Below are 14,057 nucleotides of genomic sequence, written 5' to 3'. Positions count from 1 at the left end.
GACTCTTATAGCCGATTTATTTCGTAAAGGTCAGTCAGTTGAACGATACAAAGAAGGTGGCAATAGTATGCTACCTTTGCTAAAAAGTAATCAGCCAGTAACACCTGTAGTTGAAGAAACGGAGCATTCGATGGATGATGTTGTATTTTGTCGTGTGAAAGGTAGATATGTTACACATAAAATTCATGCTGTCCGTGGATCACATTCATGAATGGTTGGGTGACAAGGGGTGGGGTTTTTAGTAAAGTGACTCATATATGGGATAAATAAAAGGAGTTTTTTTATGACTTTATATTACTCAATTCATCCACGCAGAATATGGGAAAAATTCATGAAGCAAGGGTATATGGAAGGTAATAATGAATACGGTTTGTATTCAGAGCATTATCAATGGATGATGGAACAAATGTCTAAACGATTGGCGAATTACAAAGGTGAATATCCCGTTTGGCTTTGGACGGAAATTCCTGAATTTTATAGATTCCGATTTTCAGATGTTGCACGTAAAAAATTCGTATTACTAACGATAGAGCTTGATGATAAAGACGTACTTTTATCTGATTTTGAAGCTTGGCATGTTCCTTTAAATAGTGGAAGTTTCGATAATGACATCATCCTACCTAGAGTCTATAAATATAATAGAAATGTTGATATGTCTGATTGGGAGAAGATATTTGATTTTGATTGGTTAAAAACCAATTTTTATGAAAATGAATCGGAAGAATTGTGTCTACAAGGTACAACAGGTAAAATTTCTGTTGAAAAAGTAGTTGCAGTAAAATATTTCACTTCAAAAAAACTTAATTTAAGAATTTAAAACAATAGGACAGACTATATAACATGCAGCAAGTATGAAAGAGCTTGCTTTTATTTTGATATGTAAGAGGAAGTAATCGTTTTTGGATAGAAGAGAAGCCTATAGTTATATTGACTCGTACAGATGAATAAAGGAAGGCTCAAAGAAAAAAGGATAGACCTAGCAATTGCCCATCTACTAATCTAGGTGGGCAATTGCATTTAATATATCTTCGCTGACTGCATCCCAAAATTGTTGCTGTACTGAATCACAATACGTATATAGCTCTTTATTTTGAACATGCTCATAGAGTTCGGTAATCGCTTCTTTATGGAAGTGGAGTCGATGGTTTAATGCATCTCGTTCTTCCTCGATACAAAACGATTTATATATATCTGCGAGACGCTCAAGCTTTGCCAATTTTTGTTTCGTTACCTCATATTGCGTTTGGTGAAAGCGTCCTACTGCTGTAGTCATCGTAATTTTTCTTCGATGCTCAGTATTTAACGATCGTAATTCTTCTTGACGAATAGCCACGCGATACCAAAATTCATAACGAATCGGTAAGTCTCTAAGCTCGTATGTGAGTAAGGATTTTAAAATAAAACTAACATGCTCATAAGTATCTATAATCTTTTCTGATTCTTTGAAAATACCAAACATACAGCCACCCCCATCTAGTTTAATACTACGAACAAACAGTAAAATCCTTTTAATTTTTGATAATATTCGGAAATATAGTGATGCTAATAATAGATGAGACCCTGGACCGCTAGCGAAGCGGCTCATCGGACGCCCACAGGAAGCTTTGCTCTGTGCGAAAACGAAGCGTCAGCAATTGTTTTTTCTGTGCGAAAGCGTAGCGACAGCAACTACAAATGTTTTCTGTAGCGAAAGCAAAGCGTCAGCTACAAAACGCCCAGCCGGAACGGAAATCAATCCCTAGTTTTGCCGAAGATCCATACTATATTTAAATTGACAGCTTAATATCATTGACATAATAGTTTTTTAATAAAATGGCACTAGATTTTATCTCAAGGTAACGATCTAGTGTCTTTTGCTGATGAAAAAAGTTATTGATTTATCGCAAAATTCTCTTTTTTTTGTAAAGAATAGAGCTGTTTATGAAGAAATGTGGAAATAGCATTTACAAAATAAAAATAAATGTGTTAACTTTAAAAATGTAAACAGTTAACTTAAAGAGAGGGGGAGGTTAACGATGCAACATTTTTGGGTTGTTGGGACAGATACAGATGTCGGTAAAACAGTTATCACCACATTACTGATGCGCCAATTACAACAGCAGGATCTACAAGTCACGCCTTATAAGCCTGTACAAACTGGTGAGGTACATGAGAATGGGCATTGCTATTACTACGATACAGCAATGTATGAAAAGTATTCATTACAAAGACTGGAGCCAGAAAATTTAAATGGCTATTCGTTTAAGGAAGCCGCATCACCACATTTTGCTGCGCAACTGGAGGGCCAGCAAATTAATGTGGAGCATTTATTACAGCAAATTCAGAAGTTACAGCAATCATACGATGTCGTAATTTGTGAAGGAGCAGGGGGACTTTTTGTTCCATTAGATACTTTTGGAGAAAATACGCTCCTTGATGTAATCGTTCAAAGTAAGCTTCCCGTTGTTATTGTCACACGAACAACACTAGGAACAATTAACCACACATTGCTAACTCTTGAAGCTTTACATACTCGAAATGTTGAGGTTCTTGGCATTGTATTTAATGGAGACACAGGCAGTAAGATGGAACAAGATAATGTGAAAACGATTCTACAACATCATGATTTGCCATATGCAACAATTCCTAAGCTTCAAGATATTTCACATGTTGTTGACTATTCCATTTCACGTACATCTTTGTTTGAAAGGTTGGTCAAATATGAAACAAGCATTAACTGAATTGCAGAAGAGAGATTTACAGCATGTCTGGCATCCTTGCTCACAAATGAAGGATTATGAGCAATTTCCGCCTATTGTCCTTAAAAAAGGACAAGGTGTTTGGCTTTACGATGAAAATAATCATCGCTATTTAGATGCTGTATCTTCTTGGTGGGTTAATTTATTTGGACATGCAAATCCTCGAATTAGTCAAGCATTAAGCGATCAAGCATTTACATTAGAACATGCTATTTTTGCGAATTTTTCACATGAACCTGCAATTAAGGTGGCAGAAAAATTAGTAGCCTTAACGCCAGACGGTTTAAATAAAGTATTTTTTGCAGACAACGGCTCATCAGCTATAGAAGTCGCACTAAAAATGAGTTTTCAGTATCATATGCAGACTGGAAAAACAATGAAAAAGCGTTTTTTAGCCTTAACGGATGCCTATCACGGTGAAACAATTGGTGCCTTATCTGTTGGAGGAGTAGGGTTGTATAACGAAGTGTATCAGCCACTTTTATTGGATACCATACGTGCACAAGGGCCAGATTGCTTCCGATGTCCTTTTAAGGAGAAGCCTGAAAGCTGTCAAGCTCAATGTATACAATTTGTTGAAGAAGAGCTTAGTCAGCACCATGAAGAAATTACAGCTGTTATTATTGAGCCACTTATTCAAGCAGCAGCTGGCATGAAAATGTATCCTGCCATCTATTTGAAGCGATTACGAGAGCTTTGTACAAAATACGATATTCATTTAATTGCAGATGAAATTGCAGTTGGTTTTGGACGAACAGGTACATTATTTGCCTGTGAGCAAGCGGGTATTGCACCAGATTTTATGTGCTTGTCAAAAGGTTTAACGGGAGGGTATTTGCCACTATCCGCTGTGTTAACGACTGATGATGTTTACAACGCTTTTTATGATGATTACGGCACGATGAAAGCGTTTTTACACTCTCATAGCTATTCCGGTAATACATTAGCATGTCGAGTAGCCCTAGAAGTTTTGACAATGTTTGAAGAGGAACGTGTTATTGACATTGTACAAAACAAGGGTGAGCGTATGCGAAAGCTAGCTATGCAGGCATTTGAACAATTGCCGTTTGTTGGTGAATATCGACAGCTAGGGCTAGTTGGCGCCATTGAACTAGTCGCCAATCGTGAAACAAAGGAGCCACTTCCGAGTGAGGAACGTATCGGTTATCAAATATATAAACGTGCTTTAGCGAAAGGCTTACTGATACGCCCTCTTGGCAATATATTGTATTTTATGCCGCCATACATTATATCTGATGATGAAATGCGCTTTATGATTGATACAACAAAAGAGACGATTGTGCAATTTTTTGAGGAGTGGGAGGGAGTAAGTTGTTCAAACGACAATCAACATTGTCACTTGTAATGATTGCGATGTTTGCCGCTTTAACCGCAATCGGAGCATTTATTAAAATACCGCTACCTGTAGTGCCCTTTACACTACAAATTGTCTTTGTTTTTTTAGCTGGTTGCTTACTTGGCAGTCGCAATGGATTTCAAAGTCAGCTCGTCTACATAGGCGTTGGTTTAGTTGGTTTGCCAGTTTTTACACAAGGTGGAGGTATCACCTATGTACTGCAACCAACATTTGGTTACCTTATTGGTTTTGCACTGGCAGCTTTAGTAATTGGTTTCATAATTGAAAGAGTGGATACTCCAACGAAAAAACATTTTATCGGTGCAAATATTGTAGGGCTTATCGTTATTTACGCGGTGGCCGTTCCATATTTATATGTGTCTTTGAATTTCTGGTTACACATGGAAACTAGCTGGTCACATATTTTCTTAGTTGGCTTTTTAAACAGTATTGTTGCAGATTTTTGCTTAGCGATAGCTTCTGCACTACTGGCTGAGCGACTTTACAAAGTATTTTATTCAGCAAGGGCTTTAACTTCTTTCAGCAAAAGTATCCCACCTCTATAGGTGTGAGATAAATGCGGGTTGAAGCTATTTTTCAGTGGGTGTCCAAACATCCGCTGAAAGAAGTTAAGCCTCCGGCGGATGTCAAGGAATCGGAAAGGAGTTCTTTGTGCAAGCACAAAGCCGATTCTGGACGCAATTATGCCGAGGCATAATTGATAAATAATTGTTCACGTAGAGAGGGAGAATGTCTAATGAATTGGTTACAGTTAGCAGAGGAAGTTATTGAGGGGAAGATCATTAGCAATGAGGAGGCTCTTGCTATTTTAAATAGTGATGATGATGAGCTATTGAAGGTAATGGATGGTGCCTTTGCTATTCGTAAGCACTATTATGGGAAAAAAGTAAAATTAAATATGATTATGAATGCTAAGAGTGGTTATTGCCCGGAGGATTGTGGCTATTGTTCACAGTCATCTAAATCAACAGCTCCGATTGACAAATATCCATTCATTACGAAAGAGGAAATTTTAGCGGGGGCAAAACGAGCATTTGACAATAAAATTGGTACTTATTGTATCGTGGCGAGTGGTCGTGGGCCAACTCGAAAGGATGTCAATGTAGTAAGTGAAGCTGTTACAGAAATTAAAGAAAAGTATGGCTTAAAAGTATGTGCTTGTCTTGGCTTATTAAAAGAAGAACAGGCACAGCAATTAAAAGAAGCGGGGGTAGACCGTTACAACCATAATTTAAATACATCTGAACGACATCACTCCTATATTACTACTTCCCATACGTATGAAGATCGTGTTAATACGGTTGAAATTGCGAAAAAGCATGGAATATCGCCTTGTTCAGGTGCCATTATCGGTATGAAGGAAACAAAAGAGGATGTCGTGAATATTGCTCGTGCACTTCATCAATTAGACGCGGATTCTATCCCTGTCAACTTCTTAAATGCGATTGACGGCACGAAACTGGAAGGGACAAAGGAATTAAATCCACGCTATTGTTTAAAGGTTTTAGCGTTGTTCCGTTATATTAACCCAACAAAAGAAATTCGTATTTCTGGTGGGCGTGAAGTCAATCTTGGGTCACTTCAGCCTATAGGTCTATATGCAGCAAACAGTATCTTTGTTGGGGATTACTTAACAACAGAAGGCCAAGAAGCAAACAGTGATTATCGTATGCTTGAGGATTTAGGCTTTGAAATTGAATTATCAGCGAAGCAAGAAGAAGCATTCTGCTAAGTAAAAACTTATCCAAGCATTACGGGCGAGAGTAACTGCCCGATTTGCAGTGGGAGATGAAGAAAACCCCACTGATTAAAGTCTCACTGTATGGAATAAAAAATCTACTACTACTACTTAATTATCATCGAAATTGAAAAGTCGTATGTGCGTCGTGGAAAAGGCGTACATACGGCTTTTTTGTATGGGACGGATAAGAAAGGGAGAGAGTACCCTGAACGACAGATAGCAAGGGTATCCCAAGTGGCGTATAGACAATATCGAAACGATATAAAGATTGTATTTATGCCTTGAAAATTTAGGTTTTCACAAATTGTTCAATGAAAGCGTTTTGAAATTGAACAGTTTGTGAAGGGATTCACATAAGGCTTTATTTTTTAAAAAATTGGCGTAAAATAAGAATCAAGTAAGGAATTGTTATAAAACAGTTTAGAAAAAGTATCACAGTATTCGGTGGTTGTTATATTACAAAAACAAATTGGAAGGGAGATTTTATGATGTGGGTTATTACAGTATTTGATAAAAAGGACGTTCGGATTTTTGAGTATGCAAACAAAAATGAGGCAACACAAGCTTTAGCAAAATTTAAGAAAAATGCCGTTTTAACATATACAAAATAATTTCAGATTTGAACGAAGCCCCCCTTTTCGACGCTATAGCGCACGAAGAGGGGTGCTTTTTACGTTGTGCTATTAATCTTATGAATGAACGAGAATTGAAATAGCACTGTACACTAATAAAAGAGCCATCACGACATTAAACGATTGGCGATACTGTTGTAAAATTTTTTGAAAAGCTGAACCAAATAGCGCCCAACTGAATGTACTCATTATACCGACCATTCCTAAAAATAAAGAAAAAAGAAAGTAGCTGACATAGGAAGAATAATAGGGAAGAATATAGGTCGCTACTACTGTAATGCCAAACAAAATACCTTTAGGGTTGACGAATTGTAAGAATACGCCGACTAAAAATAAATTTCGCTTATTTTCCTCTTCTTTATCATTATTATCCTCTTTGCTCGTTAGTATTTTAATAGCCAAATATAACATGTAGCCAACACTAAGAATGGTTAACGGAAATTCGATCGTTGGCATGATATTTGTAAGGACAATATTAAATAAGCTACTCAAGCCAGTAATCGTCAAAAAACCAATCCCAACCCCTAAACAAAATGGAAAAGTACTTGATAAGCCATGTTTGTTGGCAAATGCCATTGCCATAATATTGTTAGGACCTGGTGTGAAGCTAGTAATCATAACGAATACTAAAAAAGAAAGAAAAGGCATTTTTCCGACCCCCTTTGAATTTGTATGTTATAATGTCCGAAATAAACAATATAACGTCGGTCTTTTTATTATACATAATGGTCGTTATATTGTACATTCTGAAGAGGTGATATTTAAATGGAAGAAATTCATCTTATTTTTGCTAGAAATTTAAAAGCTATTCGAGAGAAGGAAAAATTAAGTTTAGAGAAGGTTTCTCAATTGTGCGGTGTAAGTAAAACGATGATAGGACAAATTGAAAGAGGCGAGTCCAGTCCAACTCTTACTACTATTTGGAAAATAGCGAATGGGCTAAAGGTTTCTTTTACTACTCTTATTAATAATCCACAGCCTGATACTGAGATTATTGTTAGAGAAGATGTTCAGATGTTGTCTGAGGATAATGGAAGATATAGAGTATATCCATATTTCCCTATTCAAGAGGATAGCCGCTTTGAAATATACACGGTAGAGATTGAAAGGGAAGGAAAATTAAGTGCTGAAGCTCATAAAGAGGGAACCGAAGAGTTTATCACTGTTTTTGATGGTGACTTAACAATTTGTGTTAATGAAGAAGAATTTAAATTAAAAAGCGGAGACTCTATTAGATTTAAAGCCGACCGTCCACACACATATATGAATCCTGGCGCTACTTTAACACGAGTAAGTATGACCATCTATTATCCTGAATAATGTAAAAAACCGTATAAGCGTTTGATGCGCTCATACGGTTTCTTTGTTGATTATAAAATACTGCCTAATCGTTTAATTCCTTCTCGGATAACTTCAGGAGTTGCATTCGTATAGTTTAGGCGCATTGTACTAACCCCAGTTTTAGATGTGTAGAATGGGTCGCCAGGTACGAAGGCAACTTTTTGCTCCATCGCTTGATGGAAAACATCTAACGCTGATGCTCCATTGTTCATTGTCGCCCAGATGAACATGCCACCTTCAGGACGTGTGTAGTCCACGTGCGCTGGGAAGAACTCTTGCATAGCGTCTAGCATGGCATCTGCTTGGTTTTTATATAACGTTATAATTTTTTGCACGTGTTCCATATAGTCATTGTTTGCTAGATAATCATAAATTACATATTGAGAGAAAATATTTGTGTGTAGGTCAGTTGCTTGCTTCGCTGTTTCGATATGCTGCATTAATTCTTTATTTTTCGTAATGATAAAGCCAAGACGCATTCCTGGTGTGACTGTTTTAGAGAAAGAACCTAGCAAAATACTATTTTCTAATTTACCAGCACCAATGTATGGTAGTGGCTCACCTTCGAAACGTAATTCTCCATATGGATCATCCTCGATTAACGCTACATCGTATTTTGAAATGATTTCGTAAATTTGCTGACGTTTTTCTTTAGAATACGTAAGGCCTGTTGGGTTTTGGAAATTTGGTACTGTATAAATGAATTTTACATTTGGTTGTTGTAGAGCGTTTTCTAACTCTTCTAAGTTTAATCCGTCATTTTCAAGAGTTACACCATAGAAGGTTGGTTCACTTAATGTGAATGCTTGAATAGCACCTAAATAACCAGGTTCTTCAATGATAATGCCATCACCTTTGTTAATCAGTACTTTCCCAATTAATTCAAGAGCTTGCTGTGAGCCTGTTGTAATAAAGACATCGTCAGCATGTACATCTAATCCGTGTACACGTTGGTATTTTGCAGCGATGTACTCACGTAAAGGTGCATAGCCCTGTGTAGATGAATATTGGAATAGACGACTGCCGTTTTCAGCAATGGCATGGTTCGCAGATGCCTGTAATGCTTCGATTGGGAAAGAGATTGGGTTCGGAAGGCCCCCTGCAAAGGAAATGACATCCTCTGCATCAGTCACTTTCAAAATATTTCGGATGAAAGAGGATGGTGTATTTAAGATTTTTTCTGAAAATTCCATAATTTATCGTTCCTTTTTTCTGATTTTTTAAAAATTATAGCATTGAAATCATTTGCATACAATATTATCATTGTATGCAAGACAATTAAATATTGTATGCAAAAATTAAGAGAGAAGGAGCTTAGAATATGCCAGTAAATTCATTTGAAGAGTATCCAATGAGCTGGAAGCCAAATATCAGCAATATTTCGGCTCCATTATATATAGCCATAGCTGAACAGCTTGAAAAAGATATTAAGGATGGAAAATTATCGCCAGGGACCAAGCTTCCTCCTCAGCGAGAATTAGCTGATTTTTTAGATGTTAATTTAAGCACGATAACAAGGGCTTTTAAGCTTTGTGGACAGAAAGGGCTTATTTATGCTTCTATCGGTAGCGGAACATTCGTTTCATCAGATGCAGCGACAAATAAAATTTTATTACCAACAAGTAATTCTTCTCAGATGATCGAAATGGGTTCTGTTTTACCAGAAAATCATGCTAATGAGGATATTACACGTTATATGAAAAAGATGCTGAATGACCCTAATTTTAGCAAATTATTTCAGTATGGACGACCTGAAGGTAATGCATGGCAAACGGAGGCGGCAATAAAGCTTTTGGAAAAAGTCAACTTTCAAACGGATCAACCTGTCTTGCTTGGTGCTGGGGGACAAAATGCCATTGTTGGGACACTAGCTGCATTGTTTCAGCCAGGAGATCGAATTGGAACAGATCCTATTACGTATGCAGGGATAAAAACAGCGGCAAATATGCTTGGTATCCAACTTGTAGCAATTCAGCAAAGAAACGGAGAGATGACAAGAGAGGGGTTATTATATGCTTGCAAAAATGAGCATATAAAGGGGCTTTATGTTATTCCTGATTTTCATAATCCCACTACCCATACAATGTCGATAGAAACAAGAAAAATGATTGCAGAAGTTGCAAGGCAGACGGGTTTAATCGTCATTGAGGATGCGATATATAGTTTTCTTAAGGAGCAGCCATATGCACCAATAGCCTCCTACGCACCAGAAAAGGTCATTTATATTGCAAGTGTGTCAAAAACCATTTCGCCTGGCTTAAGACTTTCCTTTATTGTTACACCTCCAGCACTCCGGAAGAAAATAATGGAAACCCTGTACAATATAAATATCTCAGTGTCTCCTATGATGGTGGAGCTTACAGCAAGGATGATTCATGATGGTATCGCACAAACAATTTTAGAGAAACACCGGTCGTATGCCAAGCAACAAAATGCTCTTGTTAATCAATATTTAGGAGACTACAACATTTTAGGAGAAGAAGAATGTATTTTCAGATGGCTTATACTTCCCGAAAAATTTTCGAGTGTTCAATTTGAATTGCTTGCATCCAAAGCGGGTGTGCAAGTGTACGCAGCTGAACGTTTTGCTGTAGGAAATACGAAGCCAGTAAATGCAGTTCGCCTAGCAATCACTGCTCCTGAAAATCAACTTGAACAAGCACTGATTATTTTGAAGGATTTACTTGAAAGTGACGGGGATTATACATTTGTTGATTAAAATAGGGAAGGCAAAGTGGTGATACCATAGCGTATCTTTTCTTCTGTCGGAAAATCAAAATTTAAGTAATGAGAATAGCATGTGGAAGTCATATATGCTGCTCAGAGCAAATATATAAATAGAAACAAACAAAATTAGGACATGCCTCATCCCTTTGATTAATTTTCCCGAGCAATATATTTCTGGTTTATTTGTAATGTGCAAGAGGATCTATTGGTTCGTATTGATTTCTAGAGAAGAAGGAGGTCGTTCAAAAATGAGTTTAAATGAAGGCTTTGATACTACCTTTTTAGGAGAAGCGTTTCCGATCCCTTTTCCACGTTTACGTGAAGATATTGGCCAAGTTGCATTAGAAGGAGGTAAAGTTTATCCATTTACGCACTTTTCAATTGTGATGAATAAAGTACGGAAATTTGCAATTTATGGAGCAAACAATACGGATAAAGAACGGGATTTACAACTTAGGAGATGTAATAATTGGCATACTGACGATCGGATTGGAGAGGGAAATCAGGTAGGCGGATGGTTATATGAAGGTGGTCAAGCAGACTTGTGGGATAGAGGTCACCTCGTCAGAAGAGCTGATGTAGGTTGGGGAGCAAGAGATGAAGCAAAGGATGGAGATTGTGATTCTTTTTGCTTTGCCAATGTTGCCCCTCAACATAAAGAGTTTCATCATACAAAATGGGGAGATATCGAAGGATGGATTATTAATCAAACAAAGAGCAAAAATAAAAAATTCTCAATTTTCACTGGTCCTATCTTTACGGAAAATGACAGGGAGTACTGTGGCTATCAAAAACCTTTAGGTTGCGGTATAAAGATACCGGCCGGATTTTGGAAAGTAGCTTTTTATATTGGGGTTGATGATAGGCTCCATTCAGTCGCATTTAAAATACTACAGGATGATTATTGGAGACATAACTTGAAGGCAGAATTTCGTTCTTCGACAAAAAATCTTTTATTAGAGAAAATGGATGTCCTAACACAATACCAAGTTCCTTTAACAACAATAACTGAAATTACAGGAATACAATTTGATGAATATTTGTATGAGACAAATCCTTTATATTACCATGCTAACGCTATGACTGAAAGAGCCAATATCGCTACTCCAGAAGCATACATTATTCGAGATCAAGAAGATTTAATATTAGATCGGTCCACATGATTAAAAATTAACAGGTGTGTTGATTAACCATTTTTATACATTCTAAGAGGCAGATTTCCGCTACGGGCTACTCGTTTTGTTGCTGTCGCTTCGCTTTCGCACAGATAAAACAATTGCCGCTACGTTACACTACGCTTTCGCACAGAAAACATTCGCTCCGTGCAGGGTCTCGTCTGTCTCGCTTTCCAGTGGGAATCGAGTAGCCCTACTCTACGATCAGTTGAAATAGGAATATATTGGATCATCACAATAACGTGTGGTTGATTTCTTTGAGAGCTTGTTTTTCGATAAAAGCCTAAAAAGTTTCGATAAAATAAGATTTTGTTTCGATAAAAGCTCAAATAGTTTCGATAAAGAGCGATTTTGTTTCGATACTAAGAAAAGAGTTGTCTCTTGCGCTGAGACAACTCTTTTCTATGGCTCTTCGACAAAAAACGAGGGGGTGATTTCCTTTCCAGCTGGGTACTTTCCTGGGGCGTCCGATGAGCCGCTTTACTCGCGTTGCTCGTTGCAGGGTCTTATCTGTGACGCTAATCTCCAAGGAGTTGCCCATCAGAACGAAGATCAACTAATACATGGCATATGTTTTAACAAATATCATCCATAACTTTTTGTGATGAGCCAACAAAAATCCTTTTTTTCGCTCAAAAATTAAACCTATTTTTTCCTAATCAACACGCCTGATAGAAAATGAGAAAATGCTCATTAATCTTTCATCAACTCCTTATAAAAGATTCGTAACTTTTAATTTCGCCCTGTTAGAATAGAGGCTATTCAGTGGTATTTGTTTATGGTTCATGTAGTTTAAGTAAGCATGTAACAATAATCATGGAATTGGTTAAGCGTATGTATGACTAGTTAATATTTATAATAAGGAGATGGATTAATTGATCAAAAATTTTCCGATGAGAAAACGTGTTAGGAATGTCGGTTAGTGATAGCCAAAACATCCCTTTTGATGATAAAATAAGAACAAACATTCTTGTTTTGCGTTAATCAACAAAGCCTATCGTTTCGCATCTATCTAAACGATTAGATGTTGCCGAAAATACGTTATTTATGGAGGGAATAGTATGGCTAATAAATCAAGAATCATTCTCCATATTGACATGAACAGTTTTTATGCTTCAGTAGAACAGATTTATGACCCGAGTTTAAAAGGCAAGGCCATAGCTATAGCAGGGAATCCTAAAGAACGTAGAGGTATTATTATTACTTGTAGTTATGAAGCAAGGGCAAGGGGAGTTTATACAACTATGAATGTCGGGGAGGCACGGCGAAAGTGCCCAGAGCTAATTGTACTACCTCCTAATTTTGAACGATATAGAGCTGCGTCCAAGTCTTTTTTTAATTTGTTAAAAGAGTATAGTGAAATTCTTCAACCAGTTTCAATCGATGAAGGTTATTTGCAACTTCCTATAGTTGATGGTCAAAATGTATTGCAACTCGCACAAAATATACAAGATAGAATCTGGAAAGAACTGCAACTCCCTTGTTCAATCGGCATTGCGCCAAATAAATTTTTGGCGAAAATGGCAAGTGACATGAAAAAGCCGATGGGTATTACAATACTCCGTAAGCGCGATGTGCCAACAATATTATGGCCGATGAATGTCATTGAGATGCATGGGGTTGGTAAAAGTACAGCGGAGAAATTAGGGAATTTAGGTATACAAACAATTGGAGAACTAGCTGTAGCTGATGAATATGTATTAAAGCAAAATTTCGGTATTAATGGTCTGAGGATGAAACAAAAAGCAAATGGCGAAGATGACAGACCTGTTGATCCAGAAGCAATATATGATACGAAAAGTGTAGGGAATTCAACAACACTTTCCCACGATACGACAGATAGAGATGAACTATATAAAGTAATCGCAATACTTTCTGAAAAAGTAGCGGAAAGATTAAAGGCTAAAAAACTTGCTGGGGTAACTGTTAGTATCATGATTCGTTCAGCTGATTGGGAAACGTGTACACGAAGTAAGTCTATCAATAACGCAATTCATTCAAAAGAAGATATCGTTGAGCATGCCTGGTATCTATTTAATAAGCATTGGAATGAAGAGCCAGTACGGTTACTGGGTGTTACTGTATCGAATGTCAGTGATATTAAAGAAACAACACAACAGCTAACGTTATTTAATTTTGAAGAGCATGTAAAGGAAGAACCAATCATTAAACTCGTTGATCAAATCGAGCAAAAGTTTGGAAAAGGAACGATCGTTAGAGGTTCAGATATTGCTAAACCAGTTGGGAAATATCATGCAAATACGAGTTTTAGTAAGGACTTTTGGGACGAACCTAAGTAGAATAAATGATCAAACTTTAAAATCA

15 protein-coding genes are annotated in these 14,057 nt (G+C 37.1%); 12 read left to right on the top strand and 3 right to left on the bottom strand.

All coding sequences use genetic code 11. The features are described 5' to 3' along the window. The first annotated feature begins 67 nt into the window (after positions 1 to 67). Positions 68 to 211 carry a hypothetical protein gene (locus tag QUF91_RS16930; protein WP_289418673.1) on the top strand — a complete coding sequence of 48 codons (144 nt, stop codon included), beginning with the start codon at positions 68 to 70 and terminating at the stop codon, positions 209 to 211. Between the two features lie 72 nt (positions 212 to 283). Further along, positions 284 to 817, top strand: coding sequence for a DUF3841 domain-containing protein (locus QUF91_RS16925; RefSeq protein ID WP_289418671.1), 534 nt, complete (start codon positions 284 to 286; stop codon positions 815 to 817). A 177-nt stretch (positions 818 to 994) separates the two neighbouring features. Here QUF91_RS16925 and QUF91_RS16920 read toward each other — a convergent pair whose 3' ends face one another. Continuing rightward, entirely contained in the window at positions 995 to 1,459 is a 465-nt protein-coding gene (locus tag QUF91_RS16920; RefSeq protein ID WP_285398272.1) for a hypothetical protein, read from the bottom strand. A gap of 145 nt (positions 1,460 to 1,604) precedes the next feature. On the opposite strand from QUF91_RS16920, the gene QUF91_RS16915 reads away from it, so the two are divergent. The 6 genes from QUF91_RS16915 (at position 1,605) to QUF91_RS16890 (ending at position 6,468) form a co-directional block, all read left to right on the top strand. After that, the gene (locus QUF91_RS16915; RefSeq protein WP_289418669.1) at positions 1,605 to 1,742 is read left to right on the top strand and encodes a hypothetical protein; all 138 of its coding nucleotides are present in this window, start codon (positions 1,605 to 1,607) and stop codon (positions 1,740 to 1,742) included. Positions 1,743 to 2,015: 273 nt separating this feature from the next. After that, positions 2,016 to 2,720, top strand: a complete 705-nt coding sequence (gene bioD / locus QUF91_RS16910) for a dethiobiotin synthase (protein WP_285398275.1) — start codon at positions 2,016 to 2,018, stop codon at positions 2,718 to 2,720. Next, on the top strand, positions 2,701 to 4,104 hold the full coding sequence (bioA, locus tag QUF91_RS16905; RefSeq protein ID WP_289418668.1) for an adenosylmethionine--8-amino-7-oxononanoate transaminase: 1,404 nt from the start codon (positions 2,701 to 2,703) through the stop codon (positions 4,102 to 4,104). The genes bioD and bioA overlap by 20 nt, the downstream gene beginning before the upstream one ends. Then, on the top strand, positions 4,071 to 4,661 hold the full coding sequence (locus tag QUF91_RS16900) for a biotin transporter BioY (RefSeq protein ID WP_285398277.1): 591 nt from the start codon (positions 4,071 to 4,073) through the stop codon (positions 4,659 to 4,661). The genes bioA and QUF91_RS16900 overlap by 34 nt, the downstream gene beginning before the upstream one ends. A 191-nt stretch (positions 4,662 to 4,852) precedes the next feature. Further along, positions 4,853 to 5,848, top strand: coding sequence for a biotin synthase BioB (bioB, locus tag QUF91_RS16895; RefSeq protein WP_289418667.1), 996 nt, complete (start codon positions 4,853 to 4,855; stop codon positions 5,846 to 5,848). 497 nt (positions 5,849 to 6,345) lie between these two features. Further along, positions 6,346 to 6,468: a hypothetical protein gene (locus tag QUF91_RS16890; protein ID WP_285398279.1), complete on the top strand. Its 123-nt coding sequence runs from the start codon at positions 6,346 to 6,348 to the stop codon at positions 6,466 to 6,468. A 78-nt stretch (positions 6,469 to 6,546) separates the two neighbouring features. Here QUF91_RS16890 and QUF91_RS16885 read toward each other — a convergent pair whose 3' ends face one another. Then, positions 6,547 to 7,137, bottom strand: coding sequence for a LysE family translocator (locus QUF91_RS16885; RefSeq protein ID WP_289418664.1), 591 nt, complete (start codon positions 7,135 to 7,137; stop codon positions 6,547 to 6,549). Between the two features lie 117 nt (positions 7,138 to 7,254). Here QUF91_RS16885 and QUF91_RS16880 point away from each other — a divergent pair, with 117 nt between their 5' ends. Continuing rightward, on the top strand, positions 7,255 to 7,809 hold the full coding sequence (locus tag QUF91_RS16880; RefSeq protein ID WP_289418662.1) for a helix-turn-helix domain-containing protein: 555 nt from the start codon (positions 7,255 to 7,257) through the stop codon (positions 7,807 to 7,809). 50 nt (positions 7,810 to 7,859) lie between these two features. Here the strand turns inward: QUF91_RS16880 and QUF91_RS16875 are convergent, their stop codons facing one another. Then, positions 7,860 to 9,023, bottom strand: coding sequence for an aminotransferase-like domain-containing protein (locus QUF91_RS16875; protein ID WP_289418661.1), 1,164 nt, complete (start codon positions 9,021 to 9,023; stop codon positions 7,860 to 7,862). Positions 9,024 to 9,151: 128 nt separating this feature from the next. Between QUF91_RS16875 and QUF91_RS16870 the strand changes: the two genes are divergently transcribed. The 3 genes from QUF91_RS16870 (at position 9,152) to QUF91_RS16860 (ending at position 14,032) form a co-directional block, all read left to right on the top strand. Beyond that, on the top strand, positions 9,152 to 10,549 hold the full coding sequence (locus QUF91_RS16870; RefSeq protein WP_289418660.1) for an aminotransferase-like domain-containing protein: 1,398 nt from the start codon (positions 9,152 to 9,154) through the stop codon (positions 10,547 to 10,549). A 256-nt stretch (positions 10,550 to 10,805) separates the two neighbouring features. Next, positions 10,806 to 11,720 carry a DNA/RNA non-specific endonuclease gene (locus QUF91_RS16865; RefSeq protein ID WP_289418656.1) on the top strand — a complete coding sequence of 305 codons (915 nt, stop codon included), beginning with the start codon at positions 10,806 to 10,808 and terminating at the stop codon, positions 11,718 to 11,720. Positions 11,721 to 12,793: 1,073 nt separating this feature from the next. After that, positions 12,794 to 14,032 carry a DNA polymerase IV gene (locus QUF91_RS16860; protein ID WP_289418655.1) on the top strand — a complete coding sequence of 413 codons (1,239 nt, stop codon included), beginning with the start codon at positions 12,794 to 12,796 and terminating at the stop codon, positions 14,030 to 14,032. The last annotated feature ends 25 nt before the right edge of the window (positions 14,033 to 14,057 follow it).

Origin of the sequence: Lysinibacillus sp. G4S2 (genome assembly GCF_030348505.1) — a bacterium.
In the GTDB taxonomy this organism is placed as follows: Bacteria; Bacillota; Bacilli; order Bacillales_A; family Planococcaceae; genus Lysinibacillus.
This window is presented reverse-complemented; position numbering and strand designations above follow the sequence as displayed.

Coding starts and splice junctions, on each gene's coding strand:
- QUF91_RS16930 (WP_289418673.1), top strand. CDS start 68: ATGCTACCTTTGCTAAAAAGTAATCAGCCAGTAACACCTGTAGTTGAA.
- QUF91_RS16925 (WP_289418671.1), top strand. CDS start 284: ATGACTTTATATTACTCAATTCATCCACGCAGAATATGGGAAAAATTC.
- QUF91_RS16920 (WP_285398272.1), bottom strand. CDS start 1,459: ATGTTTGGTATTTTCAAAGAATCAGAAAAGATTATAGATACTTATGAG.
- bioD (WP_285398275.1), top strand. CDS start 2,016: ATGCAACATTTTTGGGTTGTTGGGACAGATACAGATGTCGGTAAAACA.
- bioA (WP_289418668.1), top strand. CDS start 2,701: ATGAAACAAGCATTAACTGAATTGCAGAAGAGAGATTTACAGCATGTC.
- bioB (WP_289418667.1), top strand. CDS start 4,853: ATGAATTGGTTACAGTTAGCAGAGGAAGTTATTGAGGGGAAGATCATT.
- QUF91_RS16890 (WP_285398279.1), top strand. CDS start 6,346: ATGTGGGTTATTACAGTATTTGATAAAAAGGACGTTCGGATTTTTGAG.
- QUF91_RS16885 (WP_289418664.1), bottom strand. CDS start 7,137: ATGCCTTTTCTTTCTTTTTTAGTATTCGTTATGATTACTAGCTTCACA.
- QUF91_RS16880 (WP_289418662.1), top strand. CDS start 7,255: ATGGAAGAAATTCATCTTATTTTTGCTAGAAATTTAAAAGCTATTCGA.
- QUF91_RS16875 (WP_289418661.1), bottom strand. CDS start 9,023: ATGGAATTTTCAGAAAAAATCTTAAATACACCATCCTCTTTCATCCGA.
- QUF91_RS16870 (WP_289418660.1), top strand. CDS start 9,152: ATGCCAGTAAATTCATTTGAAGAGTATCCAATGAGCTGGAAGCCAAAT.
- QUF91_RS16865 (WP_289418656.1), top strand. CDS start 10,806: ATGAGTTTAAATGAAGGCTTTGATACTACCTTTTTAGGAGAAGCGTTT.
- QUF91_RS16860 (WP_289418655.1), top strand. CDS start 12,794: ATGGCTAATAAATCAAGAATCATTCTCCATATTGACATGAACAGTTTT.